Origin of the sequence: Salmonella sp. SA15303 (assembly GCF_029962125.1) — a bacterium.
Taxonomy (GTDB): domain Bacteria; phylum Pseudomonadota; class Gammaproteobacteria; order Enterobacterales; family Enterobacteriaceae; genus Salmonella; species Salmonella enterica.
The window spans coordinates 1,612,090-1,626,553 of sequence record NZ_CP123924.1; the positions used below are offsets into that span (position 1 = coordinate 1,612,090).

General features: G+C 49.5%; 8 protein-coding genes. 4 read left to right on the forward strand and 4 right to left on the reverse strand.

Annotated features, from left to right (window positions below; all coding sequences use genetic code 11):
* Positions 1-14 precede the first annotated feature (14 nt).
* Both ubiG and QEN31_RS07690 read right to left on the reverse strand, forming a co-directional pair.
* Positions 15-743, reverse strand: coding sequence for a bifunctional 2-polyprenyl-6-hydroxyphenol methylase/3-demethylubiquinol 3-O-methyltransferase UbiG (gene ubiG / locus QEN31_RS07685; protein WP_001091009.1), 729 nt, complete (start codon positions 741-743; stop codon positions 15-17).
* Positions 744-825: 82 nt separating this feature from the next.
* Complete coding sequence (locus tag QEN31_RS07690; protein WP_000944714.1) at positions 826-1,710, reverse strand: GntR family transcriptional regulator; 885 nt, start codon at positions 1,708-1,710, stop codon at positions 826-828.
* Between the two features lie 49 nt (positions 1,711-1,759).
* Here QEN31_RS07690 and QEN31_RS07695 point away from each other — a divergent pair, with 49 nt between their 5' ends.
* The 4 genes from QEN31_RS07695 (at position 1,760) to rcsC (ending at position 10,312) form a co-directional block, all read left to right on the forward strand.
* A complete protein-coding gene (locus tag QEN31_RS07695; protein ID WP_000098078.1) occupies positions 1,760-3,085 on the forward strand; it encodes an MFS transporter in 1,326 nt (441 codons plus the stop codon).
* Between the two features lie 14 nt (positions 3,086-3,099).
* Entirely contained in the window at positions 3,100-4,302 is a 1,203-nt protein-coding gene (locus QEN31_RS07700; RefSeq protein ID WP_000705586.1) for a mandelate racemase/muconate lactonizing enzyme family protein, read from the forward strand.
* 409 nt (positions 4,303-4,711) lie between these two features.
* On the forward strand, positions 4,712-7,348 hold the full coding sequence (gene gyrA / locus QEN31_RS07705; protein ID WP_001281271.1) for a DNA topoisomerase (ATP-hydrolyzing) subunit A: 2,637 nt from the start codon (positions 4,712-4,714) through the stop codon (positions 7,346-7,348).
* A gap of 117 nt (positions 7,349-7,465) precedes the next feature.
* Positions 7,466-10,312 carry a two-component system sensor histidine kinase RcsC gene (gene rcsC, locus QEN31_RS07710; RefSeq protein WP_000876086.1) on the forward strand — a complete coding sequence of 949 codons (2,847 nt, stop codon included), beginning with the start codon at positions 7,466-7,468 and terminating at the stop codon, positions 10,310-10,312.
* A gap of 102 nt (positions 10,313-10,414) precedes the next feature.
* On the opposite strand, the gene rcsB is transcribed toward rcsC, so the two are convergent.
* Both rcsB and rcsD read right to left on the reverse strand, forming a co-directional pair.
* Positions 10,415-11,065, reverse strand: coding sequence for a response regulator transcription factor RcsB (rcsB, locus tag QEN31_RS07715; protein ID WP_001061919.1), 651 nt, complete (start codon positions 11,063-11,065; stop codon positions 10,415-10,417).
* A gap of 16 nt (positions 11,066-11,081) precedes the next feature.
* On the reverse strand, positions 11,082-13,751 hold the full coding sequence (rcsD, locus tag QEN31_RS07720) for a phosphotransferase RcsD (protein ID WP_024150866.1): 2,670 nt from the start codon (positions 13,749-13,751) through the stop codon (positions 11,082-11,084).
* Positions 13,752-14,464: the final 713 nt, after the last annotated feature.

The window sequence follows — 14,464 nt, forward strand, 5'->3', positions numbered from 1 at the left end:
AAAATTCTTTGATGTCAGGCTTTTTTAGCGCGGGTATGCAACATGTAGTTAACGTCTACTCCGGGACCGAGTTTGAAAGTATTGGTTATCGGGTTGTAGTGCAGCCCGGTGATATGTTGCTCTTTCAGGACGGTTTCATCTACCCAGCTTAACAGTTCAGCAGGCTTAATGAATTTCTTCACGTCGTGCGTGCCTTTTGGCACCATGCGCAGAATATACTCAGCGCCGACGACCGCCATCAGCCAGGATTTTCCATTGCGGTTCAACGTTGAGAAGAATACCTCGCCGCCGGGTTTAACCAGTTGGGCGCAGGCGTGGACGACCGATTGCGGATCGGGAACGTGCTCCAGCATTTCCATACAGGTGACGACGTCGTATTGCTGGGCGTGTTTTGCCGCATGTTCCTCAACCGTCTCCTGCACGTACTCTACCTCGATGCCGCTTTCCAGCGCATGCAGTTTGGCGACCTGCAAAGGCTCAAAGCCCATATCCAGCCCGGTGACGGTTGCGCCTTCGCGCGCCATGCTCTCCGCCAGAATACCGCCGCCGCAGCCGACGTCGAGCACCTTTTTACCAAACAGGCCGCCTGAGCGCTCAGTAATGTAGCCAAGGCGTAGGGGGTTGATACGATGCAATGGCTTGAATTCGCCCTCCAGATCCCACCAGCGCGACGCGACGGCTTCGAATTTGGCGATTTCATTATGGTCAACGTTGTGAGCTACCGACGGTTTTTCAGTGTTCATGAGTACATGAGATTCCGCTATTGATCTATCGGGGCAGTATAGCAGGTGCAAAGTCGCTGCGTTATATCTACTGCCGTCTTTATTACGCTTTCAGCGCAAGAAGTTTTCTTGCGCGTTCTGTAAAACCGCTACCGATGTGGTGCGTGATAAAATTACAGACGCCCTCGACGTTGTTGTTTTTTAACATATCCAAAATAGTGGCATGTCCACGGTTAGAGCTGGTGATATATTCAGCGGTAAAATCCAGTCTGTAGCGAATTGCCAATAAACGTGCTGAGATCAACAGGTGTGCTTGTGAAATGTATTTATTATCGGCATATTTCACAAAAACATAATGAAAATCATGATCCAGTTTGAGGTAAGCTTGCGTATCTCGCTCTGCATTAATTTTTGCTGACTTCGATAAAATATTGCTTAATTCGACTATGACATTGTTAGCATTTTTCTCCATCGCTTCACGAATTGCGCCCTGTTCAAGGATAACCCTCATTTTGATGAGATCATTGATATCCTCGTCGGTGACAGAAAAAACAAATGTCCCACTGCGGGGAATGATGTTGACCAGGTTTTCATTATAGCTCAGCCAAATAAAAGCTTCACGAATTGGTGTTTTACTTACCATCAGAATATTTGATAGTTCATTTTCACTGATCGCTTGCCCAAGATCGAAATCGCCATGGATAATCATCTCCCTTATTTTCTCTTTAATCACCTGGGTGATGGATTTGGGTATTTCAATTGATATGTGACTAAAGTCACGCTTTAATCTATTTTTCATTTTCTTCTCCTCCATGGTTAAACCCGGCTCCATTGTAATTAATTTATTCAAAATTAACGGATCTAATATATCAGATATAAGAAAATTTACATACTTTATTGTTGTTATTGTATATTTCATTAAGTTTGCTTGCTGATATATCAGATATGACACATTAGCTTTTGAATTGTATTGTTTTTTACGTAACATCGATTCCGGTCAATACCCTTATTCATTGAATCATAAAAGGTGATGCAAAATGAGTAGTCCACAAGAAAATTTATACGATGCAATTCGTATTGTAAAAAGGAAAATCATTCCTTTGGCCTTTATTCTTTACTTTTTTAACTATATGGATCGTGTCAATATTGGGTTTGCTGCATTACGCATGAATGAATCTCTCGGTATTACGCCTGAGGATTTCGCTAATATTTCTTCTATATTCTTCATATCATATTTAATCTTTCAAATTCCGAGTAGCATTGGCTTGCAAAAGCTTGGTGCAAGAAAATGGATTAGTTCCATTATTATCGGCTGGGGAGCGGTAACAGGGCTGATTTTTTTTGCTAAAGATACTCAACATATTTTGCTGGCTCGCATTTTTTTGGGGGTATTTGAAGCTGGCTTTTTCCCGGGCATGGTTTATTATCTTGCATGCTGGTTCCCGGCTCGTGAACGCGGAAAAGTCAATAGTTTCTTCATGTTATCTATTGCTGTTGCATCGGTATTGGCTGCGCCGATGTCTGGTTGGATCATCGAGCATTTGAATACCCCGGATTATGAAGGCTGGCGCTGGCTTTTTGCTATTGAAGGTATCCCTACCGTATTCCTTGGCATCCTGACATTTTATTTACTGCCTGACAGTCCAGAAAAGGCTAAATGGCTTACGCCACAGCAGATATCGGCCTTAGTTAATAAATTACGTACTGACAATGAAACCGCAGCTGCATTAAATAAAAATACCAACTCATCCTTTCTTTCCGTAATCAAAAATCCAGTTTTGCTTCAGCTTTCTTTCGCCTACATGTTGATTCAGGCGGCTGCTCTGGCGGCAAACTACTGGTTGCCGGGGTTGGTGAAGGGATTTTCAGCTGATTTTACGGATACTGACGTTGGTTTAATCATGAGTATTCCGTTTATTTTCGCTATGTTCAGCATGCCCTGGTGGGGCTGGCATTCCGATAAAAAGAATGAACGAAAATGGCATGCTGCATTACCCATGTTTCTGGCAGGCTGTGGTTTTCTGATGATTGCTCTTGTCCCCTCAATGTCGCTGAGAATGCTGGGGCTAACGTTCTATGGTGTTGGGATCCTCAGCTATTACGGACCTTACTGGGCGCTGCCTTCTGCATTATTGTCGCCGTCAGGGTTGGCTATCAGCATTGCGTTTATTAACTCATGTTCAAGTCTTGGCGGATTCCTGATTAATAAATCACTGGGATTCGTTTCTACTCATTATGGTGCGACAGGAATATTTATTGTAGAGGCAATACTTTGCTTCGCTGCGGTAGCCGTTTTGGCGTTAATGAAAATTGATGTGAAAAAAGAAAAAAGCCAACAAACAAATGTGGTATCACGAACCTGATAAATGGAGAAATTATGAAAATTACGTCTATTGAAGTTTTTGACTGTGAATTAAAAAAAAGAGATCAAACGATGTCCTCCTATAATCCAGTACTTATCCGGGTGAATACCGACTCAGGATTAAGTGGTATTGGCGAAGTAGGACTGGCCTATGGCGCAGGCGCTAAAGCTGGCGTAGGGATCATCAGAGATCTGGCGCCATTGATTGTGGGTGAAGATCCACTAAATATCGAAAAAATTTGGGAGTTCTTTTTCAGAAAGACTTTTTGGGGGATGGGGGGCGGGAACGTTTTTTATGCCGGAATGAGCGCTATTGATATTGCTCTTTGGGATATCAAAGGTAAATATTTAGGTGTACCTGTTTATCAGCTCCTTGGCGGGAAAACTAATGAAAAATTAAGAACCTATGCTAGTCAGTTACAATTTGGTTGGGGGGATAAACGCCAGATATTAGTGACACCTGAGGAATATGCTGAGGCGGCGCGTGCGGCTCTTGACGATGGATATGATGCGATTAAAGTGGATCCACTCGAAATCGATCGTAATGGCGATGACTGTGTTTTTCAGAATAAAAATCGTAACTATTCAGGATTGTTACTGGCCGATCAATTAAAAATGGGGGAAGCGCGAATTGCCGCTATGCGTGAAGCAATGGGGGATGATGCTGATATTATCGTGGAAATCCATTCTCTTCTCGGTACAAACTCAGCTATTCAATTTGCGAAGGCGATAGAAAAGTATCGTATCTTTCTTTATGAAGAACCGATTCATCCATTAAATTCTGATAATATGCAGAAAGTTTCCCGTTCAACAACGATTCCAATCGCCACTGGCGAGCGTTCCTACACAAGATGGGGATACAGGGAATTACTGGAGAAGCAGTCTATTGCCGTAGCGCAACCTGATTTGTGTCTCTGCGGCGGAATTACCGAAGGAAAGAAAATCTGTGACTATGCTAATATTTATGACACCACTGTACAGGTGCATGTTTGCGGCGGTCCTGTTTCCACGGTAGCCGCGCTGCATATGGAAACAGCAATTCCCAACTTTATTATTCATGAGCATCATACCAATGCGATGAAAGCATCTATTCGGGAACTTTGTACCCACGATTATCAACCGGAAAATGGCTATTATGTCGCGCCGGAACAGCCCGGATTGGGTCAGGAATTAAACGATGAGGTAGTGAAAGAATACCTGGCCTATGTGATTAAATAGCATCTGGTGATACTGATTATGGTTTATGCCTTCCGGCATATCCCCTAAATAATTCGAGTTGCAGGATAAAATGGTTAACCGTCTTGAACAGCGCTTGCGCTAACCGCGACGGGGCGAGGCCCAGGGATGGGCCGAGTAACTTGCCGCCAACGCACATGAAACTTGAAGTATGACGGGTATACACGGGAGGTATTGATTTTCCAGCCTCTTCCTGGCCAGACCCCGATCTCCCCTGTGTCGCCTCTGAAACCGATCGCCGATAAACGCCGAGACCACGCTTATAAATGAAGAGAGCATGCGGCACCCGAATAAAGCATTGTCTGGCTGCATTCCGTTTACCAGTACGTGGGCGAATGTGTTATAATTTGCGACCTTTGAATCCGGGATACAGTAGAGGGATAGCGGTTAGATGAGCGACCTTGCGAGAGAAATTACACCGGTCAACATTGAGGAAGAGCTGAAGAGCTCCTATCTGGATTATGCGATGTCGGTCATTGTTGGCCGTGCGCTGCCGGATGTCCGAGATGGCCTGAAGCCGGTACACCGTCGCGTACTTTACGCCATGAACGTATTGGGCAATGACTGGAACAAAGCCTATAAAAAATCTGCCCGTGTCGTTGGTGACGTAATCGGTAAATACCATCCCCACGGCGATTCCGCAGTGTATGACACCATCGTTCGTATGGCGCAGCCATTCTCGCTGCGTTACATGCTGGTGGATGGTCAGGGTAACTTCGGTTCTATTGACGGCGACTCCGCGGCGGCAATGCGTTATACGGAGATCCGTCTGGCGAAAATCGCCCACGAACTGATGGCCGATCTCGAAAAAGAGACGGTGGATTTCGTGGATAACTATGACGGTACGGAAAAAATTCCGGACGTCATGCCGACCAAAATTCCGAATCTGCTGGTGAACGGTTCTTCCGGTATCGCAGTAGGTATGGCGACGAATATCCCGCCGCACAACCTGACGGAAGTGATTAACGGCTGCCTGGCGTATATCGACAACGAAGACATCAGCATTGAAGGGCTGATGGAACATATACCGGGGCCAGATTTCCCGACCGCCGCGATCATCAACGGTCGTCGTGGTATCGAAGAAGCCTACCGTACCGGTCGTGGCAAAGTGTACATTCGCGCCCGCGCGGAAGTTGAAGCTGACGCGAAAACGGGCCGTGAAACCATCATCGTCCATGAAATTCCCTATCAGGTGAACAAAGCGCGCCTGATCGAGAAAATCGCCGAGCTGGTGAAAGATAAACGCGTGGAAGGCATCAGCGCGCTGCGTGACGAATCCGATAAAGACGGGATGCGCATCGTGATTGAAGTGAAACGCGATGCGGTGGGCGAGGTGGTGCTTAATAATCTCTACTCCCAGACCCAGCTACAGGTTTCCTTCGGTATTAACATGGTGGCGCTGCATCACGGCCAGCCGAAGATCATGAACCTGAAAGATATCATTTCAGCGTTCGTGCGCCACCGCCGTGAAGTGGTGACGCGTCGGACTATTTTTGAACTGCGTAAAGCCCGTGACCGCGCGCATATCCTTGAAGCTCTGGCGATTGCGCTGGCCAACATCGACCCGATTATCGAACTGATTCGCCGCGCGCCAACGCCGGCGGAAGCAAAAGCGGCGCTGATTTCGCGTCCGTGGGATCTGGGCAACGTTGCTGCGATGCTGGAGCGCGCCGGTGACGACGCCGCGCGTCCGGAATGGCTGGAGCCAGAATTTGGCGTGCGTGACGGTCAGTACTACCTGACTGAACAGCAGGCGCAGGCGATTCTGGATCTGCGTTTGCAGAAACTGACCGGCCTGGAGCATGAAAAACTGCTCGACGAATACAAAGAGTTGCTGGAGCAGATCGCTGAACTGCTGCACATTCTGGGCAGCGCCGATCGCCTGATGGAAGTGATCCGCGAAGAGATGGAGTTAATTCGCGATCAGTTCGGCGATGAGCGTCGTACCGAAATCACCGCCAACAGCGCCGATATTAATATCGAAGATCTGATTAGCCAGGAAGATGTTGTCGTGACGCTGTCTCACCAGGGTTACGTCAAATATCAACCGCTGACGGATTACGAAGCGCAACGTCGTGGTGGGAAAGGTAAATCTGCCGCGCGTATTAAAGAAGAAGACTTTATCGACCGCCTGCTGGTGGCCAACACCCATGACACCATCCTCTGCTTCTCCAGCCGGGGCCGTCTGTACTGGATGAAGGTCTATCAGTTGCCGGAAGCCAGTCGTGGCGCGCGCGGTCGTCCGATCGTCAACCTGCTGCCGCTGGAAGCCAACGAACGTATCACCGCGATTCTGCCGGTTCGTGAGTACGAAGAAGGCGTGAACGTCTTTATGGCGACCGCCAGCGGTACCGTGAAGAAAACGGCGCTGACCGAATTCAGCCGTCCGCGTTCCGCCGGTATTATCGCGGTGAACCTCAACGACGGCGACGAGCTGATTGGCGTTGACCTGACTTCTGGTTCTGACGAAGTCATGCTGTTCTCGGCCGCGGGTAAAGTGGTGCGCTTCAAAGAAGACGCCGTCCGTGCGATGGGGCGTACCGCGACCGGTGTGCGCGGTATTAAGCTGGCGGGAGACGATAAAGTAGTCTCTCTGATCATCCCACGCGGCGAAGGCGCTATTCTGACCGTAACGCAAAACGGCTACGGGAAGCGTACCGCAGCGGACGAGTACCCGACCAAGTCTCGTGCGACGCAGGGCGTTATCTCTATCAAAGTGACCGAGCGCAACGGTTCCGTTGTCGGTGCGGTACAGGTAGACGATTGCGACCAGATCATGATGATCACGGATGCCGGTACTCTGGTGCGTACCCGTGTGTCCGAGATCAGCGTAGTGGGACGTAATACCCAGGGCGTTATCCTTATCCGCACGGCGGAAGATGAAAACGTGGTGGGTCTGCAACGCGTTGCTGAACCGGTAGATGACGAAGAACTCGACGCTATCGACGGCAGCGTGGCGGAAGGGGATGAGGATATCGCCCCGGAAGCGGAAAGCGATGACGACGTTGCGGATGACGCTGACGAGTAATGTTATTGCTGTGCGAGGGCCGGATATCCGGCCCTTTTTCTTTGCCGTTGCGGGCTACGTCATTTACCGCTACCTTAGTCACACTCTATTTACATCCTGAGGCGGAGCTTCGCCCCTTTGAAATACCTTGCTTCCTTTCGAACTACGCTGAAAGTCTCGCGCTACTTATTCAGAGCGTTAGCGTTACTCATTTGGCTCTTAATCGCCTTTGTTTCGGTGTTTTACATCGTCAATGCCCTGCACCAGCGGGAGTCTGAAATTCGTCAGGAGTTCAACCTTAGCTCCGATCAGGCGCAGCGTTTTATCCAGCGCACGTCGGACGTGATGAAAGAGCTCAAATATATCGCCGAGAACCGTTTAACGGCGGAAAACGGCGTCATGTCGTCGCGTGCGCGTGATGACAAAATGGTGGTGCCGGACTTTGAACCGCTATTTGCCGACTCAGACTGTGCGGCGATGGGCTCCGCCTGGCGCGGATCGCTGGAGTCGCTGGCATGGTTTATGCGTTACTGGCGCGACAACTTTTCAGCGGCGTATGATCTTAACCGCGTTTTCCTGATTGGCAGCGATAACCTCTGTATGGCGAATTTCGGCCTGCGTGAAATGCCCGTGGAGCGCGATGATGCGTTAAAAGCGTTACATGAGCGGATTATGAAATACCGCAACGCGCCGCAGGAAGAAAGTGGGAATAACCTTTTCTGGATAAGCCAGGGCGCGCGTCAGGGCGTGGGCTACTTTTATGCGCTGACGCCGGTGTATCTGGCCAATCGTCTGCAGGCGCTGCTGGGCGTTGAGCAGTCCATCCGTATGGAAAATTTTTTCACGCCCGGCAGTTTGCCGATGGGCGTCACTATTATTGATGAGAACGGCCATTCGCTGATTTCGTTGACCGGTCCTGACGGCAATATTAAAGCGGAGCCGCGCTGGATGCAGGAGCGCTCCTGGTTTGGTTATACGCCAGGTTTTCGCGAACTGGTACTCAAAAAAAGCCTGCCGCCATCCTCGCTCAGTATTGTCTATTCTGTGCCTGTAGATTTAGTCCTGGAGCGTATTCGTATTCTTATCCTGAATGCTATCCTGCTGAACGTGCTGGTGGGCGCAGGGCTGTTTACGCTTGCGCGGATGTATGAGCGGCGAATTTTCATTCCGGCGGAGAGCGATGCCCAGCGTCTGGAAGAGCATGAACAGTTCAACCGTAAAATCGTTGCCTCCGCGCCGGTGGGGATCTGTATTCTGCGCACTATTGATGGTGTCAATATTCTGAGTAACGAACTGGCGCACACCTACCTGAACATGCTCACGCATGAAGACAGACAGCGCCTGACGCAAATCATTTGCGGCCAGCAGGTCAACTTTGTTGATGTATTGACCAGCAATAATACCAATTTGCAAATTAGCTTCGTCCATTCCCGCTATCGTAATGAAAACGTCGCGATTTGCGTGTTGGTAGATGTGAGTACGCGCGTCAAAATGGAAGAGTCGCTGCAAGAGATGGCGCAGGCGGCGGAGCAGGCAAGCCAGTCTAAATCCATGTTCCTTGCAACGGTCAGCCATGAATTGCGCACACCGCTGTACGGTATCATTGGCAATCTCGATCTGCTGCAAACCAAAGAGCTGCCAAAAGGCGTGGAACGTCTGGTCACGGCGATGAATAACTCCTCCAGTCTGTTGCTGAAAATTATCAGCGACATTCTCGACTTCTCGAAAATTGAGTCGGAACAGCTAAAGATTGAGCCGCGCGAATTTTCACCGCGAGAGGTGATGAACCATATCACCGCCAATTATCTGCCGTTGGTGGTGCGTAAGCAGCTCGGTCTGTATTGTTTTATTGAGCCTGACGTGCCGGTATCGCTGAACGGCGACCCGATGCGTTTACAGCAGGTTATTTCAAACCTGTTGAGCAACGCCATTAAGTTTACCGATATTGGCTGCATCGTGCTGCATGTGCGCTGTGATGGGGATTATCTCAGCATTCGCGTGCGGGATACCGGCGTCGGTATTCCGGCAAAAGAGGTGGTTCGCCTGTTCGATCCCTTCTTCCAGGTGGGAACCGGCGTACAGCGTAACTTTCAGGGGACCGGTCTGGGGCTGGCGATTTGCGAAAAATTGATCAGCATGATGGACGGCGATATTTCCGTCGATTCGGAGCCTGGCATGGGAAGCCAGTTTACGCTGCGCATCCCGCTTTATGGCGCGCAATACCCTGTGAAAAAGAGCGTGGAAGGACTCGCCGGAACCTGCTGTTGGCTGGCGGTGCGCAATACTTCTTTGTGCCAGTTTATTGAGACCAGTCTGGCGCGTAGCGGCGTTCATACGCAGCGTTATGAAGGGCAAGAACCCGCCGCGGACGATATTTTGATTGTCGATGACGCGCTGGAGCATACCTGGCAGGGGAGGGCGGCGGTCGTCTTTTGCCGCCGTCATATCGGGATTCCGTTGGAAAGAGCGCCGGGCGAGTGGGTGCATAGTGTGGCGTCGGTGCATGAGTTGCCCGCGCTGTTGGCGCGTATCTATAGTATTGAGCTGGATAGTGAAGCGCTTTCCAGCGCATTGCCGACGACGGATAAAACCGCAGATTCAAATGACGACATGATGATTCTGGTCGTTGACGATCATCCGATCAATCGCCGCTTGCTGGCCGATCAACTGGGATCGCTGGGGTATCAGTGTAAGACAGCCAATGATGGCGTGGACGCTCTGAATGTGCTGAGTAAAAATGCTATCGATATTGTTCTGAGCGATGTGAACATGCCGAACATGGACGGCTATCGCCTGACGCAGCGTATCCGTCAGCTTGGGCTGACGCTGCCGGTCGTCGGCGTGACGGCGAACGCGCTGGCGGAAGAGAAACAACGTTGCCTGGAGTCCGGTATGGACAGCTGTTTGTCGAAGCCTGTGACGCTGGATGTGTTGAAACAGACGCTGGCGGTGTATGCCGAGCGGGTACGTAAAACGCGGGCATAAAAAATGCCGGATGGCAGCGTCGCCTGTCCGGCCTGCAAAAGATGAGTCGACTGGTAGGCCTGATAAGCGTAGCGCCATCAGGCTGGGTAACATAAAAGCGATTTATTCTTTGTCTGTCGGACTCAGGGTGACGGAAGAGAGATAGTTGAGCAGCGCGATATCATTCTCTACGCCCAGTTTCATCATCGCCGATTTCTTCTGGCTGCTGATGGTCTTAATGCTGCGGTTGAGCTTCTTGGCGATTTCGGTGACCAGGAAGCCCTCGGCGAACAGGCGTAATACTTCGCTCTCTTTTGGCGACAGGCGCTTATCGCCGTAACCGCCTGCGCTGATTTTCTCCAGCAGACGAGAAACGCTTTCTGGGGTGAATTTTTTGCCTTTTTGCAGCGCGGCCAGCGCCTTAGGCAGATCGGTTGGCGCACCCTGTTTGAGTACGATCCCTTCAATATCAAGATCCAACACGGCGCTCAGGATCGCCGGATTGTTGTTCATGGTCAGAACGATAATAGACAGGCTCGGAAAATGACGCTTGATGTACTTGATCAAGGTGATCCCATCGCCGTATTTATCTCCCGGCATGGAGAGGTCAGTGATCAACACATGCGCATCTAATTTCGGCAGGTTGTTGATCAATGCTGTGGAATCTTCAAATTCGCCGACAACATTCACCCACTCGATTTGTTCAAGTGATTTGCGAATACCGAACAGTACAATCGGGTGGTCATCGGCAATAATTACGTTCATATTGTTCATGTATTGGGCTACCTTGCTACAGCAAGCTTTTGACGTAGGCGTCAATGTCGCTGATATATTTTTCTATACCTGGAGCATCTTTCTCACGAATCAGATGTTCCAGCGTTTCACATAACTGCTTGCCGGGTACCAGATTAAGCATGGCAAACACCCCTTTCAGGCGGTGGGCCGTTTGGGCCAGCGCAGCGAAATCGCTGGTTGCCGCCTCAGTATACAACCTCTTAACATCATCCGGTACTGTGTCTACAAATAGCGCATAATAGCCGCTGGCATGAAGCTCGGCATTTTCATCTCCGCCGAGCGGGGAGGCGGGAATCTCTTCCTGCGCCAGCTGCTCTTCGATAAGTTGTAGTACAGCTTCCTGCATAGCATTGCTCATATTAAAGTTGACGCGCAACTGACCCGGGCCAATTTTCCGCACGCCTGACTCATCATCGCTTAAAAGCAAGCCCGAGGCAGTAAGATTAGACGGATTATCCGTTAAAAAGAGATCATATTCTTGACTTATCTGCCTTTCATCCGGCGTGATGCAGGTGGCGCCCCAGTTTTCTAACTGACGCAGCACAATCGCGCGAACCTCGTTGGACGTCACATCGACCATCACGCTCACGTCGTCCAGCAGGCGCTCTTCGACCTGAGTATGCTGATCGTGAGGAAGCATTTTGACATGAACGGTATAGCGCGTGCCCAGCGTTTCTCGCGCTTTAATGTTGAGATGACCGCCCAGTTTGCGCGCCAGTTGATTGCACAGCCAGAAGGTGAGCGGATTCGCTTTGCCGTAACGATCGCCCTGCGTTTCATTCATATACGGGAAATGCAGATTATCAATCTCGTTTAACGTCACGCCTTCGCCCGTATCCAGAATACGGAAAGTCAGACGCTCCGCGATAGATTCATCCTGCTCGACTTCAAGCGTAATTTTACCCATAGCGGTCGTCGTGACGGCATATTGAATCAACAGCAGCAAAATCCGGCGCAGGGCGTCGCGATCGCCCCAGCGTTCATCGTTGCCGCTAAGATGGTTATTAATCAGCAGTTGCAGCCCTTTACGCTTAATGGCGGGCAGCACTTCCGGCACGACTTCGTCAATAAGATCCTGCAGGGAGAACAGCGTGGCTTCGCTCTTCCATGCGTCATTTTCCAGCATATTCGCCAGTTGGATTTCATCGATCATACGTACTAATACATCCGCCTGATCCGCCAGTTTCAGGCTTTCCGGCGTGGTGACTGCCGCGGCGTTAACCGCCAGTTGGCGTATGGGCTCTTTAAGCGTGTTGCTGATATTTTGCATAAAGGCGGCGCGGCCCTGCTGATTCTTCTCATACAAACGCTGCGCCTGTTTAAGCTTCTTATTCACCAGCACTTCCCGGTCCTGATCGCGGATAATAAAGATCTGCGTGCGGGGAGCGATCTGGCTGCGAAACAGACGGATCTCATACAGTTCGTTATTAATAGTCGCCTGAATCACGCCCTGATGCTGTTCCGCCATGCTGGTAATATTTTGCAGGTTAAGATGCGGCAACAGATGATCGGCGATTTTATTGCTGATCACGGTGCGGTTGCCTTCCTGATCGTAGACCAGCAGACCCAGCGGCAGCAGAGAAACGATCTCTTCATTAATGGCGCGTAAGACGCGAAGCTCGTTATTCGCCGCGTTGCCGGATGTCGATTCCGTCGTCCGTCCCGGCTGATGACGGAACGTGGCGTAGCCAAATAACGCCAACGCCAGCAGCCCGATGTTCAGCAGTAAAGGCAGCAGAATATTTTGCAACGTATCAAGCAAAAGCGTACCGAACGGTACCTGCCAGATCAGGCGCATTCCGGTAGAGTTAAGCGCTGAGGAGATCTCAATTTTTGAACCGTTAAAGCTAATCGTGACGCTATCTGGCGCTTCCTTTTCACTGCTTCGCCCCGTCGCCTGGGTTGCGTCAGGCTCTATCCGAAAACTGTCCAGCGGCATTCCCGGCGGGATTAAATCATTAATGGGCAGATCAAACGCCACCACGGTTGCCAGATGTCCTGGCTGATTGAAGGTCGTGCGCAGCGTAAAATAGTGACCGTTTTGCCAGGCCAGTTTTCGCAATGAGGAGAAACTTTCGCGCTCATCCAGCGCATTCGCCTGCTGCAACATCTCTGCCCGGCGGGAATCGACGATATTGCCAATAGTGGACTCTTTAAAGCCGGATGAGAGATCTTTCAACGGTAGGGTAGAGATAAGAATCAGGCTGTTATCCTGTCCGTTGAGGTAATACATTGACCACGGCACGTTTTCCGCGCCCCACAGCGTATCCAGATAGGTTGACATACGCTGCGTCATTTCCAGCGTGGCGCTGTCATGGGAACCGAAAATCAGCGCTTCAGTTTTACGTCGCGGCTTTTCAAGATAATACACATCCTGCTTCAGACGCGTTTCCTGAAGTCCTTCACCTGTCGATGGCGTAGTGGTCGCGGCGATGTTGTCATAAATTTGCCAGGTAACATACCGCCAGGTATCCACGCGTTTATGAATAGCGTGGGTGATATCGACAATTTGATAGCTTTTGTCTTTCAACCAGGCGTTGACGGCGCTCTGTACCATAACGCCCATCGTTACCAGCAGCACAATGATCAGCAATAAGAAGAAACGGGTAATGCTTCCCGGTAGAAGGGAGAATCGGGTAGAGACCGTTGTGTCAGACTGACTCATTTATGTTTACGACCTGTAAAAGCAACGCTGAAGGTGAAGGGCAGTATAAAGGGTAATGAATGAATTTCCAGACTCTTACGTCATGCCGGGCAACTTAACACGCGCTCCGTCGGCGGGACGGGAAAAGCGTACAACCTTCGCAGAACGGTACAAATATAAAGACTACTTATAAATGTTTAGCACTAAATATCAAGAAATTATTTGCTAATGTCTTACGAACGGTCGAGCAGGGGAGGGTAGTGAATAACCGTGATAGTTTTAGGCAGGTAGCATAAATCAGCCGGGTGTGTCTGAAAAAGGGTAAAAAAAACCGAATGCGAAGCATCCGGTTGAAATAGGGGTAAACAGACATTCAGAAGTGAATGACGGTAATAAATAAAGTTAATGATGATAGCGGTCACTATTTTAGTTGCGAATGAAGATTCTGTTTTATCATTCAGTGCTATGAATTTCATCAATTTAACCCGTTGATTTTAAAAGTTTCGTGAATATATTTTGTCTATTTGTGCTTATTTTTACTTGATTTTTGCTTTAAAAAAGTTCCGTAAAATTCATATTTTGAAACATCTATGTAGATAACTGTAACATCTTAAAAGTTTTAGTATCATATTCGTGTTGGATTATTCTGTATTTTTGCGGAGAATGGACTTGCCGACTGGTTAATGAGGGTTAACCAGTAAGCAGTGGCATAAAAAAGCAATAAAGGCATATAA

Excerpts from the sequence above, each read along its gene's own strand:
- ubiG (WP_001091009.1), bottom strand. The coding sequence starts at position 743 with ATGAACACTGAAAAACCGTCGGTAGCTCACAACGTTGACCATAATGAA.
- QEN31_RS07690 (WP_000944714.1), bottom strand. The coding sequence starts at position 1,710 with ATGTTACGTAAAAAACAATACAATTCAAAAGCTAATGTGTCATATCTG.
- QEN31_RS07695 (WP_000098078.1), top strand. The coding sequence starts at position 1,760 with ATGAGTAGTCCACAAGAAAATTTATACGATGCAATTCGTATTGTAAAA.
- QEN31_RS07700 (WP_000705586.1), top strand. The coding sequence starts at position 3,100 with ATGAAAATTACGTCTATTGAAGTTTTTGACTGTGAATTAAAAAAAAGA.
- gyrA (WP_001281271.1), top strand. The coding sequence starts at position 4,712 with ATGAGCGACCTTGCGAGAGAAATTACACCGGTCAACATTGAGGAAGAG.
- rcsB (WP_001061919.1), bottom strand. The coding sequence starts at position 11,065 with ATGAACAATATGAACGTAATTATTGCCGATGACCACCCGATTGTACTG.
- rcsD (WP_024150866.1), bottom strand. The coding sequence starts at position 13,751 with ATGAGTCAGTCTGACACAACGGTCTCTACCCGATTCTCCCTTCTACCG.